26 protein-coding genes are annotated in these 24997 nt (G+C 62.0%); 4 read left to right on the forward strand and 22 right to left on the reverse strand.

The window, feature by feature from the left end:
- Positions 1–318: 318 nt before the first annotated feature.
- The 15 genes from CON76_RS05885 to CON76_RS05950 all read right to left on the reverse strand — a co-directional run bounded on the left by CON76_RS05885 (position 319) and on the right by CON76_RS05950 (position 12781).
- Positions 319–1332, reverse strand: coding sequence for a major capsid protein (locus CON76_RS05885; RefSeq protein ID WP_101102449.1), 1014 nt, complete (start codon positions 1330–1332; stop codon positions 319–321).
- A complete protein-coding gene (locus tag CON76_RS05890; protein ID WP_240592782.1) occupies positions 1332–2444 on the reverse strand; it encodes a S49 family peptidase in 1113 nt (370 codons plus the stop codon). Before CON76_RS05890 ends, CON76_RS05885 begins: the two co-directional genes overlap by 1 nt.
- 2 nt (positions 2445–2446) lie before the next feature.
- Positions 2447–3154, reverse strand: coding sequence for a hypothetical protein (locus CON76_RS05895; RefSeq protein WP_145995347.1), 708 nt, complete (start codon positions 3152–3154; stop codon positions 2447–2449).
- Positions 3155–3338: 184 nt separating this feature from the next.
- Entirely contained in the window at positions 3339–3743 is a 405-nt protein-coding gene (locus CON76_RS05900) for a hypothetical protein (RefSeq protein ID WP_145995348.1), read from the reverse strand.
- 42 nt (positions 3744–3785) lie between these two features.
- On the reverse strand, positions 3786–4154 hold the full coding sequence (locus tag CON76_RS05905) for a single-stranded DNA-binding protein (protein ID WP_101102489.1): 369 nt from the start codon (positions 4152–4154) through the stop codon (positions 3786–3788).
- A 64-nt stretch (positions 4155–4218) separates the two neighbouring features.
- Positions 4219–4605, reverse strand: coding sequence for a hypothetical protein (locus CON76_RS12800; protein WP_145995349.1), 387 nt, complete (start codon positions 4603–4605; stop codon positions 4219–4221).
- Positions 4598–6127 (reverse strand): YfjI family protein, encoded by a 1530-nt coding sequence (locus CON76_RS05910; protein WP_101102453.1) that lies wholly within the window; start codon positions 6125–6127, stop codon positions 4598–4600. Before CON76_RS05910 ends, CON76_RS12800 begins: the two co-directional genes overlap by 8 nt.
- Complete coding sequence (locus tag CON76_RS12805) at positions 6124–6561, reverse strand: hypothetical protein (RefSeq protein ID WP_145995350.1); 438 nt, start codon at positions 6559–6561, stop codon at positions 6124–6126. The genes CON76_RS05910 and CON76_RS12805 overlap by 4 nt, the downstream gene beginning before the upstream one ends.
- A gap of 1 nt (position 6562) precedes the next feature.
- Positions 6563–6880, reverse strand: a complete 318-nt coding sequence (locus CON76_RS05920; protein WP_101102455.1) for a hypothetical protein — start codon at positions 6878–6880, stop codon at positions 6563–6565.
- Positions 6881–6892: 12 nt separating this feature from the next.
- Positions 6893–7096: a hypothetical protein gene (locus CON76_RS05925; RefSeq protein ID WP_101102456.1), complete on the reverse strand. Its 204-nt coding sequence runs from the start codon at positions 7094–7096 to the stop codon at positions 6893–6895.
- Positions 7093–7683: a DUF3102 domain-containing protein gene (locus CON76_RS13070; protein WP_169928995.1), complete on the reverse strand. Its 591-nt coding sequence runs from the start codon at positions 7681–7683 to the stop codon at positions 7093–7095. The genes CON76_RS05925 and CON76_RS13070 overlap by 4 nt, the downstream gene beginning before the upstream one ends.
- Positions 7680–8405: a hypothetical protein gene (locus tag CON76_RS13075; RefSeq protein WP_169928996.1), complete on the reverse strand. Its 726-nt coding sequence runs from the start codon at positions 8403–8405 to the stop codon at positions 7680–7682. Before CON76_RS13075 ends, CON76_RS13070 begins: the two co-directional genes overlap by 4 nt.
- 280 nt (positions 8406–8685) lie before the next feature.
- Entirely contained in the window at positions 8686–9363 is a 678-nt protein-coding gene (locus tag CON76_RS05940) for a hypothetical protein (RefSeq protein WP_101102458.1), read from the reverse strand.
- A 398-nt stretch (positions 9364–9761) separates the two neighbouring features.
- On the reverse strand, positions 9762–11099 hold the full coding sequence (locus CON76_RS05945) for a tyrosine-type recombinase/integrase (protein WP_101102459.1): 1338 nt from the start codon (positions 11097–11099) through the stop codon (positions 9762–9764).
- A 413-nt stretch (positions 11100–11512) separates the two neighbouring features.
- Complete coding sequence (locus tag CON76_RS05950) at positions 11513–12781, reverse strand: tyrosine-type recombinase/integrase (protein ID WP_101102460.1); 1269 nt, start codon at positions 12779–12781, stop codon at positions 11513–11515.
- 178 nt (positions 12782–12959) lie between these two features.
- Between CON76_RS05950 and CON76_RS05955 the strand changes: the two genes are divergently transcribed.
- Complete coding sequence (locus CON76_RS05955) at positions 12960–14021, forward strand: coiled-coil domain-containing protein (protein ID WP_145995351.1); 1062 nt, start codon at positions 12960–12962, stop codon at positions 14019–14021.
- A gap of 30 nt (positions 14022–14051) precedes the next feature.
- On the opposite strand, the gene CON76_RS05960 is transcribed toward CON76_RS05955, so the two are convergent.
- The 3 genes from CON76_RS05960 to CON76_RS05970 form a co-directional block, all read right to left on the reverse strand.
- A complete protein-coding gene (locus CON76_RS05960) occupies positions 14052–16043 on the reverse strand; it encodes a PhoH family protein (RefSeq protein WP_420812919.1) in 1992 nt (663 codons plus the stop codon).
- Between the two features lie 168 nt (positions 16044–16211).
- Positions 16212–16688: a peroxiredoxin gene (locus CON76_RS05965; protein WP_101102462.1), complete on the reverse strand. Its 477-nt coding sequence runs from the start codon at positions 16686–16688 to the stop codon at positions 16212–16214.
- Between the two features lie 152 nt (positions 16689–16840).
- Complete coding sequence (locus CON76_RS05970; protein ID WP_101102463.1) at positions 16841–17215, reverse strand: Mth938-like domain-containing protein; 375 nt, start codon at positions 17213–17215, stop codon at positions 16841–16843.
- Between the two features lie 74 nt (positions 17216–17289).
- Here CON76_RS05970 and CON76_RS05975 point away from each other — a divergent pair, with 74 nt between their 5' ends.
- Genes CON76_RS05975 through thrC form a run of 3 tightly spaced genes read left to right on the forward strand, consistent with a single transcriptional unit; the run spans position 17290 to position 21324 of the window.
- Positions 17290–18516, forward strand: coding sequence for a pyridoxal phosphate-dependent aminotransferase (locus CON76_RS05975; protein ID WP_101102492.1), 1227 nt, complete (start codon positions 17290–17292; stop codon positions 18514–18516).
- Positions 18517–18563: 47 nt separating this feature from the next.
- Complete coding sequence (locus CON76_RS05980) at positions 18564–19892, forward strand: homoserine dehydrogenase (RefSeq protein WP_101102464.1); 1329 nt, start codon at positions 18564–18566, stop codon at positions 19890–19892.
- 1 nt (position 19893) lies between these two features.
- On the forward strand, positions 19894–21324 hold the full coding sequence (gene thrC, locus CON76_RS05985; RefSeq protein ID WP_101102465.1) for a threonine synthase: 1431 nt from the start codon (positions 19894–19896) through the stop codon (positions 21322–21324).
- A gap of 99 nt (positions 21325–21423) precedes the next feature.
- Here the strand turns inward: thrC and CON76_RS05990 are convergent, their stop codons facing one another.
- From CON76_RS05990 to lptF, 4 genes are read right to left on the reverse strand one after another with little or no spacing between them, the layout of a single operon-like run.
- Positions 21424–22368, reverse strand: coding sequence for a CysB family HTH-type transcriptional regulator (locus CON76_RS05990; protein WP_101102466.1), 945 nt, complete (start codon positions 22366–22368; stop codon positions 21424–21426).
- Positions 22365–22730 (reverse strand): sirohydrochlorin chelatase, encoded by a 366-nt coding sequence (locus tag CON76_RS05995; protein WP_101102467.1) that lies wholly within the window; start codon positions 22728–22730, stop codon positions 22365–22367. Before CON76_RS05995 ends, CON76_RS05990 begins: the two co-directional genes overlap by 4 nt.
- Positions 22731–22757: 27 nt before the next feature.
- Positions 22758–23885, reverse strand: coding sequence for an LPS export ABC transporter permease LptG (gene lptG / locus CON76_RS06000; RefSeq protein ID WP_101102468.1), 1128 nt, complete (start codon positions 23883–23885; stop codon positions 22758–22760).
- Positions 23882–24988 carry an LPS export ABC transporter permease LptF gene (gene lptF, locus CON76_RS06005; RefSeq protein ID WP_101102469.1) on the reverse strand — a complete coding sequence of 369 codons (1107 nt, stop codon included), beginning with the start codon at positions 24986–24988 and terminating at the stop codon, positions 23882–23884. The genes lptG and lptF overlap by 4 nt, the downstream gene beginning before the upstream one ends.
- Positions 24989–24997: the final 9 nt, after the last annotated feature.

Below are 24997 nucleotides of genomic sequence, written 5' to 3' on the forward strand. Positions count from 1 at the left end.
AGTCCAAGGGCCGCGCTCCTGCTCACGAAGGTATTGATGCGAAGCTCACCGGTCCCGTCCTGCCCGGCTGTATGCCTGTTGGCACGGTATGCCTGTTGCCGTTGCGCGTTTGTCGTTGCCATGTGGGTGTCTCCGTTACTGCGTAACAACATCGTACAGCGTTCGTTACTGCGTAACAAGCCAGCTCCATCGGCTCCAGCCCTGCCCGCTTCGGTCGGAACATCACTATGTCTGGTTCGGTGCCACCACATCACACCGCACCACGCCCAACGAAAAAACCCGGCACGGGGCCGGGTGTGGTGTTGGGATGGTGGTGAATCAGCGCACGGTCACGCACATACTGGCGTTCACGCGGTAGGGCACGACAAGCGGTGCCGATTGCATGAGCATGTAACGCACGGCGGGGTCTTCATCGTTCCACGTCTTGGCAAAGAAGGGCACCGCCTGAAAACCGGCTTTGGAGTCCTTGACGGCCCCGTAGCAACGCGTTCCTTCCAACTCAGGCCCGGTCAGAATCACCGTGTAGTCGGGCAGATAGGGCACCTGCTCGTTAGTGTCGGGATCGTTGAACCAAGAGTGGTACAGCCAAATGTTCAAGTCTCCGATGGTGGCCACCAGACGGCCACCTTCACCCGTCACGGCGGGGTTGGCGGTGGCGGTGCCGCGCTGGCGATCCAACAGCTCCTGCACGCTGGGGGTGGCGCTGAAAAGCTGCCACGCCTTCAAATCCATCACCACGTTGTTGGCGGTAGCGCCGGATTTTTTCGTCACCAGCCTCGACCATGCGGCCAAGTCTTCCAACGGGTCTGCAACGCCTTCACCCCAGCACGCAGTGTCCACCAGGCGAAGGGTCAGGTCTGGGTCACGGCCAAAGTCCACCTCGACACGCGGGTACAGGTCGCCTTCAATGATGGTTTTGCCCGTGCGCAACACTTCAGCGGCCATCAATTCTTGGCGGCGCGTGAGCATGTTGATTTGGTCGTTCAGCTCATTGGCAAACACCGCTGCCATGCGTTGCGCTGGCGACATTTCCCCGCCAATCGCTTCACCGATGGAACGCTTGAGGGCGCGCTCGGCGTTAAAGATGCGCTTGTCTTTGATGTAGGCCGGTTTGAAGCTTTTGGTCGTGTAGCCTTTGGATTGCACCACTTGACCGGCCACCACGGGCGAGACAAACGGGGCAATGCGCGGGCGGTGGTGTTCCACGTCGAACCGGATTTCCTCAACGGCTTCGGTCTGCACGTTCGGGAAAAACGAGTTCAGCAGGAAGGGTTTGGCCGGTTCCAGGCGGTTAACGATCTTGGCTACAACGGTGGGGTGAAAGATGTCCATTACTTCACCCCCGCTACGGCCAAAATGCCAGCCACCAATTCGTCCTCAGTGTGGGCGTTGGGCTTTTTCGGTTGCGGCTCCATGTTGATGCCGACGCTTTGCAGCACTTGCGCGGCCAATGCCTCAGCTTGCGCCTCGGGGGTGGCACTGGCGTGGTTGGTGGGCTGGTGGATGGCGGTGGCGTGGTTCATGCGGTGGTTCACTTTGGTGGTTGCGGCGTGTGCCGTGGTGGTTGCGGGAAGGAAAACTTTCGGTTCGTTGCGGCGGCTGGCCAGCTCCGCTATCACGGCATCGGTGGTGCCCACGCGGTTGGCCAGGCCAGAGGCTTGCGCAGCGTGGCCACGGAACAGGCGGGCTTCTGTGCCACGCACCGCATCAAAGCTCAGGCCACGGTATGCGGCCACGGCTTGCACAAACTCGGTGTAAATGCCGTCGATCTCGGCTTGCCAGTCGGCACGCACCGACGCGGGCAGGGGTTCGTACGGGTTGCCGTCGATCTTGTGGGCACCAGCGAAGACGTGCGTCACTTTGATGCCGTCCTGTGCCAAGGCGTTGCTGGTGTCCACATGGCGCGTCACGACACCGATGGAACCGGCGTACCCCGTGGGCGTTACCACGACTTCATCGGCGGCGCTGGCCAGCAGGTACGCTGCACTCGCTGCCATACCGTCGGCAATGGCCAACATGGGCTTGCGGCCGCGCAACGCGGCCACGCGTTCAGCGCACTCGAATACCCCTTGCACTTCACCGCCGGGGCTGTCAAAGGCCAACAGCACGGCGTGGGCGTTGGGGTCTTGCATCGCGTGCTCTACGCGGGCGGTGATGTCGTCGTAGCCGGTAAAGGCGGTGCAGTCGGCGTTGATGCGGGTACGGTGTGCCAGCGCGCCAAAGATGTTGATGACGGCCACACCATCATGCACGGCGTAGGGTTCACCACGCTGGGCATCGGGGCGGGTGCTGAACGCTTCGGGCGCAGCGTGGGCGTTGGTGGCCACGGGTTGCCCCAGCAGGCGTTGACCGACGGCGGCGATCATCGCGTCCAATTTCTGCGGGTGAATCAGCAGTGGCGTATTGAAAATGCGCGCGGCCAAATGGGGGTAAATGGCTTGCACGGTCAATCCTTGAATTTGAAAAATGAATCCGGCACCAGCGGCGAAGCGGTGGCGTTAATCAACTGCCCGAATTCGGTTTTGACCTCAAGGCGCTGGCGGTGCAGTTCGCGCAATTCATTGGCCAGCCCGTCGGCTTCTGCCTTCAATTGCTCAACGCTGGGGCCGGATGTTTTGCAGTCGGCAACAGCTTGTTGAGCAAACGCGTCAATCTGGGCATCGGTCAAAGTCAGCGCGGCCAATTCCAGCACGGTCAAATTGTGCGACAGGATATTAAGCGGGCGCGGCTCGCTGGTGGTTTCCTGAATTTCGCCTTTGGCGTTGATGGCACCAAATTTGGCCACGGGCCGATGGTTGAACAGGTGCCCTGCCTGGGCGGCGCGCTGTGCCAGTTTGCGACGGGGTTCTTCCAGCGTGCGTTTGATGTCGGCGGCGATCAGTGCAGCAGCATCGGTTTGGTTGACAGAGAAGGTCGTTACCGCGGTCAGGCGCTCGGTCTTGCTGCGGATGGCACTGTCAACCGCTTCCATGCTGCGGCTGGCCTCAAGGCGCAGCTTGTGCATTTTGGTGGCGATTGTTTCGCGCAATGATGTGTCTTGCTTCATTTGGTTCAATGGGCTTTGAATGGGTGGCTTGGCGGGAAAACGAGTTCCTTGATATTGCCGGTCAACTGCACCAAACTGGTGGGCGAGGTCAGGGCAGATACCAGCCATTGAACTTGATGCGGATTGAGGGACGCGATCAATTCGCGTCCGCTTGTCCACATGCCAATGGTTGCGCCTTCGGAATTTGATCGCACAGTCAATCCGGCGGGTGGGCCGGAATGAAGCTCGATATATTGCTGGTTTGGGTTCATGCCTGAATTTTAGACTTGAATTCAAAAAAGACATAAACCCGCTATTCCATTTGTCCGGCCACGGTTTGCCCTTTCAGAATTCGGGCCAATTGCTTTTCGCTGGTGGGCAATTTGTGCATGGCTTCAATGGCCGACAGTGTGGCATCTGGGCACCCGGCGCGGTGCGCTTGAATTTGGGCCAACAACGCTTTGGCCGACAACTGGCGTTCGCTGGCCAGTTGCTTCAAAGCGGCGTTGCGCGCTGGCAGTTGGCTACCGGCATGCAAGATGCCTCCCTTGTTGCTGCGGATGCCCAACAGTTTGTCCAGGCGGGTTTTGTGAGGCGCCTTGACGCACTGCCGCAGGGCACCAACAAGCCAGTGCATGAGGTGCGGTGTGAGTGGCTGGTTTGCCGACAACAGTTCGAGACTGTCCTCGGCCATCTTTTTGGCTTCAAGCGGTTTCATGGTGGTTTCCTCCTGCATCAAAAATCCAAATCGTCGGCACCGTCAAACCCAAACGACGGACGAGGGGACGTGGGCGGGTTGACCGCCACCAGCGGCGGCGCGTTGCTTGCGGATGGCGTACACCGACAGTACGCGGTCGGCTACCAGGTCAAGACTGGGGCGGGCGTTGCCTTCCTTGTCCGTCCAGGTGCCCACCTTCAGCGAACCGGCCACGCTTACGGCGTCGCCTTCACCCAGTGCCAGCAGTGCGGCCACGGCTTCGGGGCCAAAGGCCACCACGCTGGCGAAGAGGGTTTCGGCTGGGTTGCTGGTGGGTACACGCAAGCGCGCGGTGGCGTAGGGCCTGCCTGCTTTTGTGGCGCGGCTCTCGGGCGCTTTGATGAGCTTGCCTCGAATCAGTCCGTCGATCATTTCTTGTTCCTTGTCTTGCGGGTGTGGCGGGGTGTCCGGGAGAAACCAGACACCCCGTGTTCGATCAGGCTGGGCTTGAATCCAGCGCGGCCGCATAGTCCGCGTGCAGGCGTTGGCCTTCAGCGCAGCGGATACCCGTGCCAGCGGTGGCGGCGGTGCGTTCGCTGGTGCGACACGTCGGGCAGGCGTTGCGGTGGTCGTTCCAGGCGGCGCAGGCTTTGCGCCAGTCGGCATTCAGGTGAAACCACGGGATTGGGCGTGGTGTTGATGCCGTCGGGCTGGTGGCGACGGTGCCGACGGCGGGTGTCAGGCCGGATGAGGGCGCTTCGGTGGGCGCTTCAATTTCCGTTTGGATGGTGTGCGACAGTGCGACATGTGCGACATGTGCGACAGCGGGCCGTGCCGGGGTCTGCCGTTTGGCGGTGGCGCGGATGGCTTCAAGGTTAAGCATCTTGGCGCACCTCCCATGCGTCACCGACGGGGCGCACGTAGCCACGCTGGTGCAGTTCGTTGAGCATGGCCACAATGCCATCGGTCTTGAGCTTGCGCAGGTCGCGGTAGGGTACGTTGCGGACGATGTGGCGCACCGTGGGCAGGGCGTCCAAACCTTGCAACCAGTCCACCAGGCGGCGCAAGCTGGCGTCCTTGCGCTGTTCGCGGCCTGCCCCGGTCAGGCGTACGTGTTCCTTCAGATAGAAGTCGATCACCTCCATTGCGCCTTCTACCGTCGTTCCGTCGATCAGGTGGGTATGCGGATCGTTGAACATGGCAATGATGCCTGCCACGCGGGCAAGGTGTTCCGCTGCCTTGCTGGCGAAACCGCGGGCGTTTTCCAGCCTGCCACCAGGGCCTTGCTCCTTCTCGGCTTCGTTGTAAAACGCCACCCAGAGGGCCGTCGCTTCTTCGCTGAAGTGCAGCGCGCGCGGCTTGAGTTCGTAGCCGTCGCCTTCGGGCCAGAGGGTCGGGGCCATGCGCAGCAGCTCGGCCACGCGCTCGTTATAGGCCAACACATCGGTATCCGCTTTGGGGTCGGCACCGTTGAACATGCGGCTACCGGCCAAAGTCTCAGGCATGGCTATGAGGCACCGCGGTAACAGCCCTTGGTCGGCTGCCAGCGGGTCGGACAGCAGTTGCTTGAGTATCAGCGGCTGCACCATGATGTGCATGGCCATGCGCCTGCCCAGCAATGACGCAAAGCCGTTGCCACCTCGTACAGAATCCAGCGATTCACCGCTCCAGCCCTTGAGGAAAAACGCCATGGACGCCATGCGTTGCTGTTCGCGCATGCTGTGGCCTCCCAGCATTTCCCCACCTTCGGGCGAGAAGATGCCGATGGACGATTGGCCACGCAGCAGCCGCGCAATGCCCTCCACGGTGGCGTTGCTGGTGGTGATAGCCGTCGGCAACGGCTCTGCTGGTTCCTCGTCGCCCTTCTTGACCTGGGCACGGTCGCGCTTGTATTGCTCGTGGGCGCGGTGGTAGTTGCGGGCCTGTTCCTTGCGGTGGCGGTTGATCTCGTGGCAGGCAACATCGTCCACTGCGCTCTTGCGGTCTCCGCTGCCCCCGCCGGTCACAAAGTATTCCGACAAGGGCGCGCGCTGCCCGTGCGGCATCACCACATCGGCCAAAGGCTGCACCGCAAGGGATGCCGCTGCCAACACGCTGCTGGCGGCCATCGCATCCGGCGCTTGAACATCGCGCGCAATGGCGTAGGCGGCGCAGCCCAGCAGCACACCCAGCCCGTGAAACGGGAACGGGCCGGGGCGGTCGGTGGCCGGATCGTCTTGCAAGGGCACCAGCTCAGGCCACGGCGCATCCTCAATCGTTGGAAAGATGGCCTCGACTTGCTGCGGCGTGACGCGGCCCGCTGCAACGCTTGCGCCGTCGGGCAGTTCATCCCACTTGGTGGATCTGCGGTTCTGTTGAAGCGAAAGTACCTCGCCCAAATAGCTGTCGTTGTACTTCGCGGTCATACGCCCACCTTCGTGATAAAAGCCAAGTCGTTGATGCGCCCAACGGCCTGCAATAGTCGCTGGTGGGTGTCTGGGGTGGGGCGCTCGCCCTTGACCATGTCGGCCGCCACGATGGCCACAAACATAGACTCACGCTGCAAAATTTCCAGCGACTGCGCTGGGGCAATTACGCGCGATATGCGCTTTGGCTCGCGGCCCGTGCGCTCGCGCGGCGGGAACAGGTCGGTCATCTCGATGCCGAGAGACGAAACCACTTCCGCACCGCTGCACCCAGCGAAACAATGGAGCAGCACTGCCCCTTCCGGGGTTTCGCGAACAGAAAGTGATGGCCCCTTGTCGGCGTGCGCAGGGCACCGCGCGCTCCACTGTCCAGCCTGCCGTTGCCGCACCTTCTCAAGGCGGCTCAAAACCATTTCAATCGGATTCAAGCTCATTTCAGTCCTCCGCGCGTTCGATATCGTCGGCAAGCTGTTCCAGTTGGAGGGCCACCTCCGCCAGCGCGCTGGCAATGGGCGCTTCAAAGCTACCCCAGTTGCGGGGCGCATCAACATGGGCACTGATGCCATCAGCAATCTCAGGGCGGATTTTGGCGGCGTGGTCGATACCTTTAAGGATGCGCTGCGCTTCGCTGGCAAAGGCGCACACCTGCACCACAGACTTGAGGTGCAAAACATCGATGTTGGTCACGCTTTTGCGGGTTTTGGGCAATGCAGCGGCTTGACCGGCTGTTGCGGTCTTGTTCTCGGCGTTCATTTTGGTGCCCCTTCAGGCGTTGGATTTTTGGAAGGTGTGGGCGCGCTTGATGGCGGTTGCGCTGCGCAGGATCAGGCCAGTAATGGCGTGCAGGTGTGCCAGCGTCGGCTCTTCGCCACCTTCGGGCATGGCGTTCAACGCTTTGACCAAGTTGTGACGGATCAGCGGGATCAGGCTTGCCGCGTCAGGGTGCAGGGCGGTGGTCTTGGCGGTCATTGGGCACCGCCTTCAATCGGGGGCTGGGCGTTTTGCAGGTCGTCCAACTGGGCCAACACCGCCTGAAGCTGTTTGCGAAGCCTCTCCACTTTGTTGCCCTTAACTGGAAAGCCGTGCTCAAATTCGCGCGCGGCCTCGGTCAGTTGGTTCCGCGCCTTGACAAACACCTCCTTAACCTTTTTGCGTTCGTCTTCGGTGCGGATGCGTCGGGTTGACTCATACCTAACCGGCGGTGTCGGGTCGGTGATGATGGCCTTAAGCGCCTCGCGGATTGGCAATTCGGCAACGCGTTGCCGTTTTTCATCGGACAAGGCGGGCAGTTGTTTGGCCAATTGCATGTAGGCGCGGGCCGTACGCGGTGCCAAGTTGCAGTCGGTTTCAAGCCAGCTGGCCCACTCTCCGTGCTGAACCTGTTTCTTGGCTTCGATCAGCAGTTGACCCACCTCGAATGCGTATTCGGTGGCTTTGCGGGCGTGCCCCTCAAGTGCTTGCAAGCGGTAGCTAATGCGGGTAGCCAGTTCGGAGGCGGATGATTGGCCCACGTCCAAAACTTCCACGGTGGTGGTGGTGTTGGCAACGGCGGTCATTGCAGCACCTCCCCTACCAGGCCGATGGCCAGCATTGCGGACTGGGCCAGCTTCAGGGCGCGGGCGTTGTCGGGGCGGGGCTTGCGCAGCTCGGCCAGCACGCGGGCCAGTGCGTTCTCGGCATTGGCCACGGCGAAAAGATCGCGGTTGAAGTGGTTGCCAGCGTGGGCGGTGGTGATGTGCCCGTGGTGGGCGGTTTGCGCGCTGGGGCGCAGGGCAGTAGTTGCCAGTTGCATGGTCTTGGTTCCTTTGCGAACTTTCGGAACCACTCGCAGCGTTTTCACGCACTGCGGGTGGGCGTGGTGGTTGAAAACATGTGCAAAGCCATGCGGGCATCCTTGCGGGTAGCCCCCACCACGCCAAAAAACCATGCCGATGTCCGAATTCGGACATTGGTCAACCGGCTCAAAATTGAGCGGGCTATGAAATTTGGGCGCAACAAAACCCACTGTTTCGTCGTGGGCTGCATACGCTTTGCAATAGGTGTTTTCAAGCACCGGGCCTCTCGGCTTGCGGCCATTGTGGCACACCACAACGCGCGCAATCATTGGTTTTGCCTTAGAATTTGCCTCAGTCGATTGTTCTTGACTGTTCATTTTGAAGCCTGCCACCGTGCCCTGGTGGTGGGCTTTTCTCATTTCAGCCTTGCCCGGATGGCGTTTTTGGTCACGGGCGCGGCGGCGTTCGTCGCGACGAGGTGGTTTGTTGCGGGCTTCGATCACGCCGCACCCCTCAGCAGGCGGCGGATTTCCTTCACAGGCCATGCCAGACGGCCATTGATGCGGAGCGGGCGGATCGGGCCTGCCTCGCTGGATGCCCAGGCACGCAAGGTCTGGGGCGCGCGGCTCAGGTAGTGTGCCGCCGGGGCCGTTGCCAAGACTGGGGCCGTCACAGCCTCAAGTGGGGGGAATGTGGTTGCCATTGCCATACCGAGAGGTTCCTCGTTGTTGATATGGCGCAATGGTGCCGGGGTTGGCACCAAATTCCTATAGCAAAAACAGTTTATGTCCGGGGACAAAAACCGTTTGTGTCCAGCGGCGAATAAACAGCATCTCCCTTCAATTCGCCTGGTTGAAACCAGTCTGGCACAGCACCACCGTTGTGAATTGGAAGCTTGAAGCTGATATTGAAAAACGGCGTTCCTTCGTCCGGCTTCACCTGAAGTCCCTCCACCTCGACCAACTGCGCGTCAAGCAAACCCTCGTACCACGACCAAACCTGTGAGCCTTCGCTTGCTGGGTTTTTGACCGCAAATACCAGCGGCAAACCTTCTGTGCGAAGGATCGTGTAGCGGTCAGACTTCATCGCGTACTTTGCTTTTCGAATCGATCTTCGTACGGCTGCATCCTCGGTTAGCCCCTTGGCCTTGCGGCTTGTCCAATGCTGGGCGATCCAACCGTCAGCCTGCTTCACCTGTTCGCCAATGACGTTTATACGCCACCAGCGCGCAAGCAACACAGCCACATCGCGGGCTTCGTTCTTGGGCCTACCGCCCTTCGGGATCGTCACGGTTTCACGCTGCTTTGGCGCGGCGCTGCTGTTCTTGGGCCTACCGCCCTTCGGGATCGTCACGGTTTCACGCTGCTTTGGCGCGGCGCTGCTGTTCTTGGGCCTACCGCCCTTCGGGATCGTCACGGTTTCACGCTGCTTTGGCGCGGCGCTGCTGTTCTTGGGCCTCATGGCATCACCCCTGTTCGATGCACCCCTGAAATGAAAAAACGCACCGCCGGTCAGGGTGTCCGGTTTTCGCCAGCGGGGATCAGCCGTGGGCTAGGTGCGTTGCCGTGATGTTACTGCACTTGGCTGGTGGGCGGTGGGCGGTTTTCTGTCGCACGTGTCGCACACTGTCGCACGTGTCGCACGTGTCGCACTGTCGCACACAATCGCAGTTGAATTTCAGCCTATCAGCATTTGTCGCACCTGTCGCACCTGTCGCACCGTCGCACACCATGCCAAAGGGGTGTAAATGGCCCTGAAAAACCCTTCTCACCTATATTTATATATATATTTATCATTTTGGTATCTAAGGGTATAGTGTGATTGAGCGACAGGGCAATACTTCCACCTTTGGCAATGTTTCAGGCCACCAGCGTGAGCGCGCCAGGCGTGGCGTTGCGGTCGAACTGCACCCCGGCCTGTTCCAGAATCCACGCTTCGATCACCTCATGATGGACGCGCAGTAGGTCTAACGGGCGGACGCGGTAATGCTTCTCTGCCGTGGCACTGGGTTTGTGGCCTTGAATCTGCGCGGCCACACCTGCCGGAATTTCCAGCCACTCGGACAAGCTGCCAAATGAGCGGCGCAGGCCGTGCAGCGTCACGTCAACCCCAGCCACTTGGCAGGCGGTGGCGTGCAGTTTGGTGGGCGTTGATATGGGGCCATCGGCGCGTGAGCTGGCGAAGACGTGTTCGCCACGCCGGGGCAGGGCGGCTACCAGGTGGTGCACGTAGGGCGTGAGCGGGATCACGCGCTGCCCTTCTACCTTGTCCCGGATGGTCAGGCCACGCCACTGGGTGTTTACATCCTCCCATTTCAAGCCCAGCACCTCCCCCGGCCTTGCGCCGGTCAACAGCAGCACCTGTAAGTAGGCGGCGGCGGTGGCGTTGCCCAGTTGCTGCACAGCGCCAAACCACGCGGGCAATTGCTCCTTCAGCAGTGCGTCGGTCTTGGCGGTGGACTTGCCCAGTGCCTCCCTTGTTTTCTTCGTCTTGGCTGGGTTCTCGGATGGCAAGGCGCTGGCGTAGCGCGGATGCTCGGCACACCAGCCAAGAAACACCTTGAGGCATCGCCAGCACAGTCGGGCGTAGGTGGCGCGGGTCTTGGCTTGCTCTACCGCCCACGCTTCGATCACGTCGGACGTGAGTTCCTTCAGCTTCAGCCCCAGTAGCGCATGGATGGGGCCGGGCAGGGTGGTTGGTGCGGCTCCGTCCTTGCCGATGGTCTTGCCACGTTTGGCGGGCCTGCCCCCGGCATCGGCCATCTTGAGGTGGTCAGCGTAGTGGCGCTCTCCCCAGACGGCGCGGCGCTCTTCCAGGTACTCGGCCCAAACACTGCCCACTGTGGTGGCCTCTACGGCCCTTTGGCGCTTGCTGGCCTCAAGGTCTTGGCGCTGCTGTTGCTGCACCTCTCTGGGGTCTTGGCCGTTGTCCACCAGTTGCTTGAGTTCGTTCGCACGCTTGCGCGCATCACCCAGCGTCCATTCCAGTGTGGTGCCAATGGCTATGCGGATGGTGTTGCCGTGCAGCCGAGCTTCAAAGGCGTAGGTCTTGCGCCCACCAGGCGTAGCACGCAGCAGCAGGGACGGGGCGTCGGTGTCCCATAGGAATGATTGAGCCTTGCCGGGCGGGCAGGCGAAGGAATCGACGCGGCCCGCGGTCAGGCGCACGCGGTTGGTGGTGGGGGTGTTGGTGGCCATGATGGTGGTGTTTTGGAATCTGTAGGCAATCTGTAGGCAAACTGGATCCACAGAGGCACACACCAATCAACACATGGCGGGATGGTTTTCCCCCTTGACGGCGGGGAAGTGCCTCGTAAATCAACACTTCGGAATATACCTGAAAACATCATCCGGCGGACTTTTAATCCGTAGGTCGGGCGTTCGAGTCGCCCACGTCCCACCAAATAAAAAGCACTTAGGTATAACAGCCTAAGTGCTTTTTTGTTGCCTACGTAATGCGATTGACTCCTGAATCAAAGTGCTCCTGGTTGTTCGTATGTAGCCAAGTGCGTATTCACCCCGGAGTCCTGTTTAATTTTATATTAACAATATATGTTATGTAAAATTTTTAAAAAACAAACATAAATGGTCTTAAGAAACAAGAAGAGAAATTAGCGGGAGTTTTCAATGATGGAAAGCGCAGAAAACCTGCGCTTCATGTCGCCATGGTAGTACATGCGCACCGTGATTGCTGGATCATGATGTCCCAAGCGTTCGGCAGCATCGGCAATCGAGAACTGTGCATTGATGGCTTCAGAAGCCCCAGAATGGCGAAACCAATGGGGCGAGATCTGGCACAAACGCTGTGCCAAGGTATTGCGTTCAGAAAGGCTCAGCTTGTCAAAAGGAGCGCCATGCTCAGTTTCAGATTGCAATAGAAAATTCGCCGCTTGCGTTCCCAAGTATTTGACTTCGTTGAACAAGGTACGCGATGTCAGCGTTTGTACAGGCTGATCAAGTGCTGTACCTGGCCGTGGTCGCAAAGGTAGTACAGCCGGATCTTTTTCATGGGGTGACGGCAGTGGACGCATGCCCAACGAAGTGCGATACACCATCAGTTCCTGCAACACTTGCGGCGTGATTTCGACAGTGCGCAACTTGCGGCCTTTGCCATATACATTCACAACCCACATGTCCTTGCCCAGCTGACGGAAATCCGCCATCCTGAGCTGGGCCAGTTCCGACACCCGTAACCACAGGTTGAACAATGCGACCGTGATCCAGCGCAACCGCTGCAGCCGTTGTTGTTCAACTTGTAAGCTGGTCTGGGCTTGCAACCAGGCAATGGTGTGCAGGAAGTGCGTGTAAATTTCAGGTTCAAACAAACGGTCGGTGCGGACTTGTGTCGGGGTCAGGAATTTGCCCACTTGTGCAAATGGGTTGAAGTCCAGCAGGGCGGGGGTGTGGGCCACACGCCTGGCGTTGTTGAAGCGGTACAGGGACGACAGCGCCGCCACCAGTTGTGTTACCGAACGCGGTGACTTGGCACGGTGAAAAGGGTTCTTCTGCAGCCCCACATGGTTGGGGGCGGCATACAAGTTGGCAATCTGCTCTGCCGCGATGGCAGGGGTGTCGTGCCCCAACGTCTGCACAAAGCGGTGCGTGTCCAGCGTGTGGGCACGCCGCAGCAAATCTGGGTGGTGGCCGTAACTCTGTTCCAGAAAGTACAGCCAGTACACCACCGCGCGCTGGTAGGCACGGTAGGTGTGCGGGCTCTTGAGCCGGAACGGTTCCAGCCAGTTGTTCACCGCCGTCTTGTCGGGCCACGCTTCATCAGAAAGAGATGCTGCCAATGGCGTCTGGGATAAAAGCGGTACGGCATCTGCCGTCAATTGCAGCGCGGAAGCATCAACAGCGGCTTTCTTGTCAAACAGACTCATGGTGCAACTTTCAAAGGGGTAGTCCACTGCCTAAACACGGCTGAAGACGGTATTTTGCCACGTTATTTCCGATAAATTACATTATCGGAAGTAGGATGCATAAATCAGTTAGAAATTGACGTATTACGTCATTTTTTTACGTAAAATCAAGGTTTTTACGTTTGTTGTGTTATTCACCATGTCCCTTGATCCTGTTGCCTCTTCTGCCGCTCACGACGCCGCTGCACACCAGCTGGTTCTGACTATTCTGGGCGGGTTGTCCGAAAAAAAAGCGCCATCGGCGCGCGAGGCCTATGCAACCTTGCTGCCCGCATTGGCCAGCCATGACGGGGATGTGCCGACGGGCGCCAGATTGGTGGACTGTGTGCAGTGGTTCAACGCCAACCGCCCCGCGGGCATGGCGCGCATTCCTGTTGGCACCGCAGGTGTGGCGCAGGAATGCGTGACCAGTTACCGGCGCCAGTTGGTGCAAAGCATTGTCCGGCACGACGTTGGTCATCCGACCTTGCCAGCGGACTTGCTGCAGGAGTTCAACGCATGGTTGCAGCGGCTGGTGGACATCACGCACGCCGGGTTGCAGCGGGAGTTCACGCAGGAGCTGGCCGCCTTGCGCGCACAGGCCACCGAAGAAAGCACACGTTTGGCCGAGCAACACGCCCAGCAGCTGGCGCAGTTGCAAAGCGCGTGTGATGCCACCCAGTCGGCACTCAGCGCCAGCGAAAATCAGCGGCACGCTCTGGAAAACACCTTAAGTGCCCAGGCACAGGAAATTGAGCGGCTAGAGGTGATGGCAGAGACCTTGCAACAGCGTTTGGCGGCCAGCACGCAGCAAGCACAGGCGCAGCAACAAACCTTGCAGCAACTGGACAACCAGCTGACGCAATCGCAGCAGGCCCTGCAGGCGGCACAACAAGCGGAAGATGCGGAACGCAAGGAGCGGTTGCTGTTGCTCGACACCCTGCGGGTACAGGAACAGGAGCTGATCCGTGAGAAAGAACGCCACCAAGCCACACTCCAGGCGCGCCAGACATTGGAACGCTACTGGCAGGAAGAAAAGGACAAGACCCACCAGTTGCAACAGGCGTTGACCGAGCTACAGCTGGCAAGCGCACCCGCCGCCCCGGCCAACACGGCACCACGCGCGGCAGCGGCGCGGGTGCAGTGGAAGCAAGGTGGTGCTACGCGCAAGCTGGGCAGAAAAAAGCCCCCTGCGGCTCAGCGCACAGGGGGCTTACGTTAACGGATCAGATGGGAAGGGCGGCTGTCCGGTTCAGAGCACGTCGCTGGCGTAGTCGGCCAACCGTGAGCGTTCACCGCGAGCCAAGGTGATGTGGCCGCCATGCGGCCAGCCCTTGAAGCGATCCACGGCATAGGTCAGGCCCGAGGAGCCTTCCGTTAGGTAGGGCGTGTCAATCTGTGCCAGGTTGCCCATACAGACGATCTTGGTGCCCGGCCCGGCGCGGGTGATGAGGGTTTTCATCTGCTTGGGCGTCAGGTTCTGTGCTTCGTCGATGATGACGTACTTGTTCATGAAGGTGCGCCCGCGCATGAAATTCATGCTCTTGACCTTGATGCGGCTGCGGATGAGCTCATTGGTAGCGGCGCGGCCCCATTCACCGGCGTTGCCGCCGTCGCCCTTGGCCAGGAATTCCAGGTTGTCGTCCAGCGCGCCCATCCAGGGGCCCATCTTTTCTTCCTCGGTACCTGGCAGGAAGCCAATGTCCTCGCCCACATTGACGGTGGCGCGGGTCATGATGATCTCGGTGTAGCGGCGTTCGTCAAGCACCTGGGTCAGGCCAGCGGCCAGCGCCATCAGTGTCTTGCCGGTACCGGCGGTGCCGGCCAGCGTGACGAAATCGATCTCGGGATCCAGCAGCAGGTTAAGCGCGAAGTTCTGTTCGCGGTTGCGGCTGCTCACGCCCCAGACGGCGTTCTTGAGGTGGGTGTAGTCCTTGAGGGTCTTGAGCACCGCCTGCTTGCCCCGGATTTCTGTCACGCGGGCGTACAGCGCGGGCTCGCCGGGGGCCTCGAAGTACACGAACTGGTTGATGGTGAACTGGTCCACTACCGGGCCGCTGACGCGGTAGTAGGTCTGACCTTGCTGTTGCCAGCTTTCGAGGTTCTTGCTCTGGCGGCTCCAGAAGTCGGTGGGCAGCGCCAGCGCGCCGGAGTACAGCAGCTCGTCGTCGCCCAGCACCTTGTCGTTCTGGTAGTCCTCGGCGGCCAGACCCAGCGCACGCGCCTTGACGCGCATGTTGATGTCCTTAGACACCAGCACCACTTCGCGGCTGGGGTAACGCTGGCACAGGGCATGCACCACGCCCAGGATCTGGTTGTCGGCCTTGCCCTGCGGCAGGCTGTTGGGCAGATCGTAATGCAGCGGCTCGGTCTGGAAGAACAGCAGGCCAGTGGCCTCGCGGTTGCCCAGCGCGGCCAATGGCAGGCCGTGGGCCATGTCGGCGCCGGACTGGCTGGCCAGGGTATCGAGCGAGCGGCTGGCCTGGCGCGCGTTGCGGGCGACTTCGCTCATGCCCTTCTTGTTGCTGTCAAGCTCCTCGAGCACGATCATCGGCAGGTAGATGTCGTGTTCCTCAAAACGGAACAGGCTCATCGGGTCGTGCATCAGCACGTTGGTGTCCAGCACAAACAGACGCTTGCTGTCGTTGGTGGCGGGCGATACGACATTGGAAACGGCGGCAGCCAGGCTGGAGGGCGCCGTTGCAGCTTTGGTCTGGGTCTGGCGGGATGCCGCTGCACCGGTCTTGCGGCGGCGTGTGGACGAGGAAGTGGCAGCGGGTGCTGGCGCGGCAGCAACCACGGGGGGCGGTGCTACGGGCTCCGGCGCCGGTGCTGGAACACGATTGGCTTGCTGGGTAGCGAGCCCGGTGGCAGCAGAGGCTGCCAGTGCCGCAGCAGCGACCTGGCGCGTACGGCGCGAGGCCCGCTTTGAAACGGGCGCAGGTGGCGCGGCCTCCGCAGTAACCGACATAGGCGAGACGACCTCCTCGGACATTGCAGGCGCGGCAGCTTCCTGCAGCGCAGCCACGGCGCTGACGGACAGGTTGTCGGCAGAGGCGGCAACGCGTCGGGCACGGCGGGTGCTGCTGCCCGCACGACCAGGGGGGGGCGTGGCAACGGTATCGGGTGCTGGCACTGCCACAGCGTCCATTTGTTCAACCGGAGCGGCGGTGGTGGCAGCGGCTTCAAACACATGCGACGCCAGGCGAGCGGCTTTCTTGGTGGGGGCAGGAGGCAGTGGCATGGTGGATTGTTCCGTTCAAAACCGGGAAAAACAAAAGCCGTCCGGCACTGCTGTGCCAAACGGCTTGATCAAAACATGAAAACCAGGGTCACCGGTGTGGCTTGCATGCAAACATTATGCACCAGCAGTGACCAGCCCCTGCAGCAGGGGAAACAAGGCTGAAAAGGCTCAGGCGGTGGCGTTGAGAGCCTGTACGGCCTGCAGCACTTCCTCCACGTGGCCGGGCACCTTGAGGCCACGCCATTCCTGCTTGAGGACGCCATCGGCGCCGATGAGAAAGGTGCTGCGCTCGATACCCTTGACCTTCTTGCCGTACATGATCTTGTTCTTGACCACGCCAAACATGTGGCACATCTTCTCTTCGGTGTCGGCGATGAGTTCGAACGGCAGCCCCAGATTGGCCTTGAACTCGTCGTGGGATTTCATGTTGTCGCGCGAAACGCCAAACACCAGCGCGCCGGCCTGGACAAAATCTTCGTACTTGTCGCGGAACTGCATGGCCTCGGTGGTGCAACCGGGGGTGTTGTCCTTGGGGTAGAAATACAGCACCACCGTCTGGCCCACGTGCGACTGGTGGGTCACCTTGACACCGTTGGTCGCGTTGGCTTCAAATTCGGGAATGTGTTTGTTGACGACGACTGCCATAGATGCGGGTACCCTGGAGAGATGGTGGTTGTTGCTTGTTCTGAGCCGGCACGCGCGCTTCGCTTGAAATGAAAGTGAGGCGTCCGGTGGGTTAGCCCTCTATTTTACCGTGAAGCACCAGTAGCATAGGGGTGTGGGTGCTTTTTTGCCCGTCAGGCGTTTTCCAGCAGCAATGCCAATGCCACCTTGCGCCCTTCGGCGGCCAGGATGTTGTAGGTGCGGCAGGCGGCCAGGCTGTCCATGGTCTCGACGCCGATGCGGCGCCCGATCAGGCCTTGCAGCAGGCTGGGATGCGGAAAGCGCAGCCGCTGGCCGCTGCCAAACAGCACCAGCTCGGGCTGGCTCTCGCCCAGCTGGTCGAAGTGGCGCGCCTCGATGGCCTCGAAGCGGTGGCAGTCCCACAGCACGAGCTCGGCCTGGGCGCTGATGAGCACGCTCTGGTGGTACTTCTGACCGTTGACGGCGATCCAGCCCGGGCCGTGGGCGTTGATGGTGAGGCTGTCGGAGCGGTCGGGTTGCAGTTTCATGCTGGCAAGTCTGGGGTTGGGGGCCAAAGTGTGGTGAAATTATAGGTTTCACCCATTCCCTGCCGTCTATGCCTGTGAACACGATTCCGAAATCCGCCAAACTGGCCAATGTCTGCTACGACATCCGCGGGCCCGTGCTGGACAAAGCGCGCCAGATGGAAGAGGATGGCCACAAGATCATCAAGCTCAACATTGGCAATCTCGCGGTGTTCGGTCTGGAGCCGCCCGAAGAAATCGTGCAGGACATGATCCGCAACCTGCCGCAGGCGGCGGGCTACACCGACAGCAAGGGCCTGTTTGCACCGCGCAAGTCCATCGTGCACTACATGCAGCAAAAGCGGGTGGCGGGCGTGACGGTGGATGATGTGTACCTGGGCAACGGCGCCAGCGAACTGATTGCGATGTCGATGAACGCGCTGCTCAACCCGGGCGACGAGATTTTGGTGCCCGCGCCGGACTACCCGCTGTGGACGGCGTCGGTGTCGCTCTCGGGTGGCACCCCGGTGCATTACATGTGCGACGAGCAGGCGGACTGGAACCCGGATCTGGCCGACATCGAGCGCAAGATCACGCCCCGCACCAAGGGCATCGTGATCATCAACCCCAACAACCCCACCGGCGCGCTGTACCCCGACGCGGTGCTGCTGGCGATTGTGGAGCTGGCGCGCAAGCACGGCCTGATTGTGTTTGCCGACGAGATCTACGACAAGGTGCTGTACGACGGCAATGTTCATACCTCGATTGCGTCGCTGGCAGACGATGTGCCGTTCATCACCTTCAACGGCCTGAGCAAGAACTACCGCAGCTGCGGCTACCGCGCGGGCTGGATGGTGGTGTCGGGCGACAAGCGCCGCATTGGCGACTACATCGAGGGCCTGAACATGCTGGCTTCGATGCGGCTGTGCGCCAACACGCCGGGCCAGTTGGCGATCCAGACCGCGCTGGGTGGCTACCAGAGCATCAACGATCTGGTGGCGCCCAGCGGCCGCCTGTGCCGCCAGCGCGATCTGGCACACAAGCTGCTGACCGCGATTCCAGGGGTGACGTGCGTCAAGCCCAAGGCGGCGCTGTACATGTTTCCGCGCCTGGATCCCGAGGTCTACCCGATTGCGGACGACCAGCAGTTTGCCTACGAGCTGCTGGCCGAGGAAAAAGTGCTGATCGTGCAGGGCACGGGCTTCAACTTCCCGACGCCGGACCATTTCCGGCTGGTGTTCCTGCCGCACGAGGACGATCTGGGCGAGGCCGTGGGCCGCATTGCGCGCTTTCTGGCCGGTTACCGCAAGCGCCACGGCACTTGATTGAGTCCCCCGATTTTTATTTTTGATTTGAACTGGAACCCAAAACGATGAAACCGATTCAAGTAGGCCTGCTGGGCATTGGCACCGTGGGCAGCGGCACGTTCAACGTGCTCAAGCGCAACCAGGAAGAGATCAAGCGCCGCGCCGGGCGTGGCATCGAGATCACGATGGTGGCCGACCTCGACGTCGAGCGCGCCCGTGCGGTGGTGGGTGAGGGCGTGCAGGTGGTCAACGACGCGCGCGCCGTGATTGCGAACCCAGAGATCGACATTGTGGTGGAGCTGATTGGTGGCTACGGCATTGCCAAGGCGCTGGTGCTGGAAGCCATTGCGGCAGGCAAGCATGTGGTGACGGCCAACAAGGCGCTGCTGGCGGTACATGGCACCGAGATCTTTGCCGCTGCGCAGGCCCAGGGCGTGATGGTGGCGTTCGAGGCGGCGGTGGCCGGGGGTATCCCGATCATCAAGGCGCTGCGCGAGGGCCTGACGGCCAACAGCATCGAGTGGGTGGCGGGCATCATCAATGGCACCACCAACTTCATCCTGTCCGAAATGCGCGACAAGGGGTTGGACTTTGACGTGGTGCTCAAGGAAGCGCAGCGTCTGGGTTATGCCGAGGCCGACCCAACCTTTGACATTGAAGGCGTGGACGCGGCACACAAGGCCACGATCATGAGCGCGATTGCCTACGGCATTCCGGTGCAGTTTGACAAGGCGTATGTCGAAGGCATCACCAAGCTGGGCGCGGCCGACATCAAGTACGCCGAGCAACTGGGCTACCGCATCAAGCTGCTGGGCATTGCCAAGCGTGCGGCGCAGGGTATCGAATTGCGCGTCCACCCCTGCCTGGTGCCCGCCAAGCGCCTGATTGCCAATGTGGAAGGTGCGATGAACGCCGTGATGGTGCAGGGCGATGCCGTGGGCACCACGCTGTACTACGGCAAGGGTGCGGGCTCCGAGCCCACCGCCAGCGCGGTGATTGCCGATCTGGTGGACATTGCGCGGCTGCACACCGCCGACCCGCAGAACCGCGTGCCGCATTTGGCGTTCCAGCCCAGCGCGCTCAGCGACCTGCCGGTGCTGCCGATGAGCGAGGTGGTGACGAGCTACTACCTGCGCCTGCGTGTGGCCGACCAGGCGGGCGTGCTGGCGCAAGTGACCGGGATTCTGGCCGGGGCGGGCATCAGCATTGACGCGATGTTGCAGCGCGAAGCCGATGAGGTGGGCGGCGAGGGTTCGACCCAGACCGACCTGATCATCCTGACGCACGACACCCGCGAAGGCACGATGGACGCGGCGCTGGCGCAGATGCAGATGCAGGGTCTGCCGACCGTGCTGGGTGCCATCACCCGCATCCGCAAAGAGGAGTTGGCCTGAGATGTTGTACCTGTCCACACGCGGCCACCCCGACCGCAAGCATTTCTGTGAAATCCTGCTGGAGGGCCTGGCGCCCGATGGCGGGCTGTACCTGCCCGAGTCGTACCCGCAAGTTTCGGGCGCCACGCTGACCGAATGGCGTGAGGTCTACCACAAGCAGGGTTACGCCGAGCTGGCGTTCCGCATCCTGTCGCTGTACATCGACGACATTCCCGCCGCCGACTTGCGCGCCCTGTGCGCCAAGACCTACACCGCCGAGGTGTTTGGCACCGGCGAGATTGTGCCGCTGCGCCACCTGGAAAATGGCCTGTGGATCGAGGCCCTGTCGAACGGCCCCACGCTGGCGTTCAAGGACATGGCCATGCAGTTGCTGGGCAACTTGTTTGAGTACGAACTGGCGCGCCGGGGCGAGGAGCTCAACATCTTTGGCGCCACCAGCGGCGACACCGGCAGCGCAGCGGAATACGCCATGCGCGGCAAGCGGGGCGTGCGCGTGTTCATGACCAGCCCGAACGGGCGCATGAGCCCGTTCCAGCAGGCGCAGATGTTCAGCCTGCTCGACGAGAACATCCACAACATCGCCATTGACGGTGTGTTTGACGACTGCCAGGACATCGTGAAGGCGGTGTCGAACGATCTGGAATTCAAGCGCCGCTACAAGATCGGCACGGTGAATTCGATCAACTGGGCGCGGCTGCTGGCGCAGGTGGTGTACTACTTTGCAGGTTACATCCAGGCCACCGAGTCGAACGAGCAGGTGGTGGACTTCACGGTGCCCAGCGGCAACTTTGGCAATGTGTGCGCCGGGCACGTGGCGCGCATGATGGGCCTGCCGATCCGCCAGCTGGTGGTGGCCACGAACGAGAACGATGTGCTCGACGAATTCTTCCGCACCGGCGTGTACCGCGTGCGCGGCAGCGCCGACACGTTCGAGACCTCCAGCCCGTCGATGGACATTTCCAAGGCCAGCAACTTCGAGCGCTTCGTGTTCGACCTGCTGGGCCGCGACGCAGCGCGCACGCAGGTGCTGTTTGGCCAGGCGCTGGCCCGCGACGGCCAGTTCGACCTGAGTGCGGATCCGCTGTTTGCGCAGGCGGCCAGCCGCTACGGTTTTGTCAGCGGCAAGAGCACGCACGCCAACCGCTTGGACACCATCCGCGACACGTGGGAGCGTTTTGGCCAGATGATCGACACCCACACCGCCGACGGCGTGAAGGTGGCGCGCGAATACATCCGCGACAACGTGCCGATGGTGGTGCTGGAAACGGCGTTGCCGATCAAGTTTGCCGCCACGCTGGTGGAGGCGCTGGGTCGCGAGCCGGAGCGTCCGGCCAAGTTCGAGGGCATTGAAGCCTTGCCCAAGCGCGTGCAGGTGATGCCCGCCGATGTGGCGCAGGTCAAGGCCTACATCGCGGCGCATTGCCCGGCCTGACGGCCGGAACAACCACGGCCCAGCGTTTGATCCTGGGCCACGGCGGGGCGGTATCTGGCAGCAGGTAGCGCCCCGCGGGTTTTTGCGCCCCCACCGGGCTTACATGGTGTAGTCGGGGCCGTGGCCTTGCATGGCCTTGGTGATGAGGTCGCGCGAGAGGCGGTCGCTGAGGAATTCGGCAAAGCGCAGCACGAACTGGCGCAGGTAGGCCCCGCGCTTGAAGGCCACGCGCGCCACGTTCTGGCCAAACAGGTAGCCTGCCGGGCGTGACTGCAGTTCGGGGTTGCGCTCTTCGCCCTGCATCGCCATTTCGGCGACGATGCCCACCCCCAGCCCGAGTTGCACGTAGGTCTTGATGACGTCGGAGTCGATGGCTTCGAGCACCACGTTGGGCTTGAGCTGGCGCTGGGCAAAGGCCAGGTCGATGCGGGTACGCCCGGTGAACGACGGGTGGTAGGTGATGAGCGGGTACTGCACCAGGTCTTCGAGGCTGATGCGCTCCTTGTCCAGCAGCGGGTGCGCAAAGGGCAGCACCAGCACGTGCTGCCAGTCGTAGCACGGCAGGGTGATGAGTTCCTCGTACTGGCTCAGGGATTCGGTGGCCATGCCGATGTCGGCCACGTCGTCGAGCAGCATCTTGGCCACTTCGTCGGGTGTGCCCTGGTGCAGGCTGATGGCGACCTTGGGGTAGGCGTGGCGCAGCTTGGCCACCGGGCCGGGCAGCACGTAGCGCGCCTGGGTGTGGGTGGTGGCGATGCTGAGGGTGCCGCTGTCCTGCGCCGAGAACTGCTCGCCGATGCGCTTGAGGTTGCTGACCTCGCGCAGGATGATGTCGATGCTGCGCAGCACGTGCTGGCCGGGTTCGGTCACGCGCTTGATACGCTTGCCGTGGCGGGCAAAGATGTCCACGCCCAGCTCGTCCTCGAGCTCGATGATGGCCTTGGACACGCCGGGCTGCGAGGTGTGCAGCGCCTTGGCGGCTTCGGTCAGGTTGAGGTTGCGGCGCACCGCCTCCTGCACAAAGCGGAACTGGTGCAGGTTCATGCGCTGGTGCCCAGGGCGATGTGGGCCAGCAGCGCGGTCAGGCGCGGGTCTTCACCGGCGGCGGGCAGGCGCTCGAAGCGCACGCCAGGGTGGGCGTGCTGCAGGTCTTGCATCAGCTGGGGCAGGTCTTCGCGGGCGTGCTTGCCCATGCCAAAGAACAGCGGCAGCACGCGCACGTGGCTGCAGCCCTGGGCCACCAGCTGTGCCGCCGCCGTGGGCAGGTCGGGCGTGGACAGTTCAAGGTAGGCGCACGCCACGGGCACGCCTGCGTCGCGCTGGCGCACGGCGTTGGCCACCGCTTCCACCGGCAGGTGCCACAGCGGGTCGCGCGAACCGTGGGCAAACACAATCACACCAAGCATGGGGGTTTTCTTTCGTAAAAGGGGTTGTTAGCGTTTGAGCACCAGCCAGCCAAACGCACCCAGCGAGGCCAGCGAGTACAGCAGCGACGGCGACGCCGCCGCCAGCCACGGCTGCCACTGGCGCAGGTTGCCGATGTAGCCGAACACGTTGTTGAGCAGGAAGAAGCTGATGCCGATCATGACCCCGGCAAAGACGTAGGCGGCCACGCCACCGCTGCGGAAATGCAGGTAGGCGAACGGCAGCGCCAGCACCACCATCACCAGGCAGCTTAGGGGGTAGAACACCTTGCGCCAGAACTCGATGGCGTAGCTCTGGGCGTTCTGGTTGTTGGCCTGCAGGTGCTGGATGCAGGTGAAGAGGTCGAGCGTGCGCATGCGGTCGGGCTTGAGCAGAGCCACCGACACCATGTCAGCGCTGATGTGGGTGGGCCAGTCGTACTGTGGCAGGGCCTGGGTCTCGATGTAGGCGGTACTGGCGGCCTGGGTGTGGAAGATGTGGCGTTGCACCTGTGCCAGCGCCCAGTGCGTGCGCCCGTCCGTGGCCACAATGCGCCCGCGCTGGGCCTGGGTGGTGGACAGCAGGCGCCCCTCGGGCGTGAACTCGAACAGGCGCACCTGCTCCAGTGTGCCGTCGGGCTGCAGCGCGCCCACGTTGACGGAGTATTGCCGCGCGTCGTCGCGCTCCTTGAGCCAAGCGCCGGTGCGCCCGATGCTGATGCCGCCCTTGAACTGGGCCTTGAGCAGCTGCGCCTGGCGGTCGGCCCACGGTGCCACGTAGTCGCCCATGGCAAAGGTCAGCACCACGAACACGGCGCCCAGGCCCAGCAGCAGGCGCAGTGCACGCCACGGCCCCAGCCCGCTGGTGCGCAGGATGGTGTATTCGGAGCTTTCGGCCAGCCGCGCCAGCACGAACACGGTGCCAATCAGCACCGAGATCGGCAGCAGCTCGTAGATGCGGTTGGGCGTGAACAGCGTCACGTACCACAGCGCGTGCTGCAGGCCGTACACCAGCTCGGGGTTGAAGGGCGAGACGCGGCCCAGCGCCGAGAGTTCGTCCACCAGGTCAAAAAACGAGAACAGGGCGATGAAGGCCAGCAGCACAAAGCCCACCGCGCGCAGGATTTCGCCATAGATGAGGCGGCGCATGGTTTTCATGGAGTGGCCCTCCAGCGTTGCAAAGCTTCCCAGGGGTGGGTCAGGCTCAGGTTGTGGTGGCGCAGCAGCAGCCACGCCACCGACAGCGCCAGCACGCTGCCGTGCAGGCCCAGCATCAGCGGCCAGAAGCCCACCAGGCCCCGGCTGGCCCAGGTCTGCCCGACGTTGAGCAGGTTGTAGTAGCAGATGAAGGCAAACAGCATGAAGGCCAGGTTGCCGCCGCGCCCGGCGCGCGGGTTGCCCGCCGCCACCGCAATGCCCAGCACCGTGAAGTTGAGCGCGGTCAGCGCCATGCCGATGCGCCAGCCCAGTTCGGCCAGGCGCGCGCGGTCGGGGCGCTGCCACAGGCTGATGCTGGAGAGCGACTTGAGCTGCAGCTGGCCCGTCTGTGCGCTTGGCTTGTCGCCAATGCGCAGGCCGTAGCGCTCGAATTCGCTGATCTTGAGGCCGCCGTCGGGGGCGCGGTCCAGGCGCTGGCCGTGGTCGAGCACCAGGAACTGGCTGTCGTACAGCCATTCGATGCGGCCCGCGCGGGCGGAGGTCACGCTTTCGCTGCCGTCGGGCTCCACGCTGGAGATGAAGACGTTGCGGCCTTCCCGGCCCTGGGTGCCGTCCTTGTCGATGAAGAACACGCGCCGGCCATCGGCCGATTCCTGGAACTGGCCCGGCGCCACGCGCTCCAGATCGCCCCGGCGCTCGTAACGGTCGGTCAACTGGTCGATCTGACGGTTGGCCCACGGCCAGACCCACAGCGTCAGCACCGTGACCGCCACCAGCACCGGCCACGCAAAGGCCAGCACCGGGCGCACCAGGTGCAGCACGCCCCTGCCACTGCCAAACCAGATCACCATCTCGCTGTCGCGGTACATGCGCGACAGGGTGGAGACAATGGCGATGAACAGCGCCAGCGTCAGCACCATGGGCAGACGGCCCAGCACGGTGTAGGTCAGCACCAGCACGATCTCTTGCGGGTTGACGCTGCCCTTGTTGGCCAGCCCCAGCGTGCGGATGAGCAGCATAGTGATGACGATGGTGAACAGGATCAGCAAAGTGGCGCCGAAACTGCGGGCCAGCTCTTGCCGGACAGAGGAATGGAATAACATGTTGCGGTT

This window comes from Macromonas bipunctata, from assembly GCF_002837135.1.
Classification (GTDB): Bacteria; Pseudomonadota; Gammaproteobacteria; order Burkholderiales; family Burkholderiaceae_C; genus Macromonas_A; species Macromonas_A bipunctata.

Coding starts and splice junctions, on each gene's coding strand:
- CON76_RS05885 (WP_101102449.1), bottom strand. CDS start 1,332: ATGGACATCTTTCACCCCACCGTTGTAGCCAAGATCGTTAACCGCCTG.
- CON76_RS05895 (WP_145995347.1), bottom strand. CDS start 3,154: ATGGCTGGTATCTGCCCTGACCTCGCCCACCAGTTTGGTGCAGTTGAC.
- CON76_RS05900 (WP_145995348.1), bottom strand. CDS start 3,743: ATGAAACCGCTTGAAGCCAAAAAGATGGCCGAGGACAGTCTCGAACTG.
- CON76_RS05905 (WP_101102489.1), bottom strand. CDS start 4,154: ATGATCGACGGACTGATTCGAGGCAAGCTCATCAAAGCGCCCGAGAGC.
- CON76_RS12800 (WP_145995349.1), bottom strand. CDS start 4,605: ATGCTTAACCTTGAAGCCATCCGCGCCACCGCCAAACGGCAGACCCCG.
- CON76_RS05910 (WP_101102453.1), bottom strand. CDS start 6,127: ATGACCGCGAAGTACAACGACAGCTATTTGGGCGAGGTACTTTCGCTT.
- CON76_RS12805 (WP_145995350.1), bottom strand. CDS start 6,561: ATGAGCTTGAATCCGATTGAAATGGTTTTGAGCCGCCTTGAGAAGGTG.
- CON76_RS05920 (WP_101102455.1), bottom strand. CDS start 6,880: ATGAACGCCGAGAACAAGACCGCAACAGCCGGTCAAGCCGCTGCATTG.
- CON76_RS05925 (WP_101102456.1), bottom strand. CDS start 7,096: ATGACCGCCAAGACCACCGCCCTGCACCCTGACGCGGCAAGCCTGATC.
- CON76_RS13070 (WP_169928995.1), bottom strand. CDS start 7,683: ATGACCGCCGTTGCCAACACCACCACCACCGTGGAAGTTTTGGACGTG.
- CON76_RS05940 (WP_101102458.1), bottom strand. CDS start 9,363: ATGAGGCCCAAGAACAGCAGCGCCGCGCCAAAGCAGCGTGAAACCGTG.
- CON76_RS05945 (WP_101102459.1), bottom strand. CDS start 11,099: ATGGCCACCAACACCCCCACCACCAACCGCGTGCGCCTGACCGCGGGC.
- CON76_RS05950 (WP_101102460.1), bottom strand. CDS start 12,781: ATGAGTCTGTTTGACAAGAAAGCCGCTGTTGATGCTTCCGCGCTGCAA.
- CON76_RS05955 (WP_145995351.1), top strand. CDS start 12,960: ATGTCCCTTGATCCTGTTGCCTCTTCTGCCGCTCACGACGCCGCTGCA.
- CON76_RS05960 (WP_420812919.1), bottom strand. CDS start 16,043: ATGCCACTGCCTCCTGCCCCCACCAAGAAAGCCGCTCGCCTGGCGTCG.
- CON76_RS05965 (WP_101102462.1), bottom strand. CDS start 16,688: ATGGCAGTCGTCGTCAACAAACACATTCCCGAATTTGAAGCCAACGCG.
- CON76_RS05970 (WP_101102463.1), bottom strand. CDS start 17,215: ATGAAACTGCAACCCGACCGCTCCGACAGCCTCACCATCAACGCCCAC.
- CON76_RS05980 (WP_101102464.1), top strand. CDS start 18,564: ATGAAACCGATTCAAGTAGGCCTGCTGGGCATTGGCACCGTGGGCAGC.
- thrC (WP_101102465.1), top strand. CDS start 19,894: ATGTTGTACCTGTCCACACGCGGCCACCCCGACCGCAAGCATTTCTGT.
- CON76_RS05990 (WP_101102466.1), bottom strand. CDS start 22,368: ATGAACCTGCACCAGTTCCGCTTTGTGCAGGAGGCGGTGCGCCGCAAC.
- CON76_RS05995 (WP_101102467.1), bottom strand. CDS start 22,730: ATGCTTGGTGTGATTGTGTTTGCCCACGGTTCGCGCGACCCGCTGTGG.
- lptG (WP_101102468.1), bottom strand. CDS start 23,885: ATGAAAACCATGCGCCGCCTCATCTATGGCGAAATCCTGCGCGCGGTG.
- lptF (WP_101102469.1), bottom strand. CDS start 24,988: ATGTTATTCCATTCCTCTGTCCGGCAAGAGCTGGCCCGCAGTTTCGGC.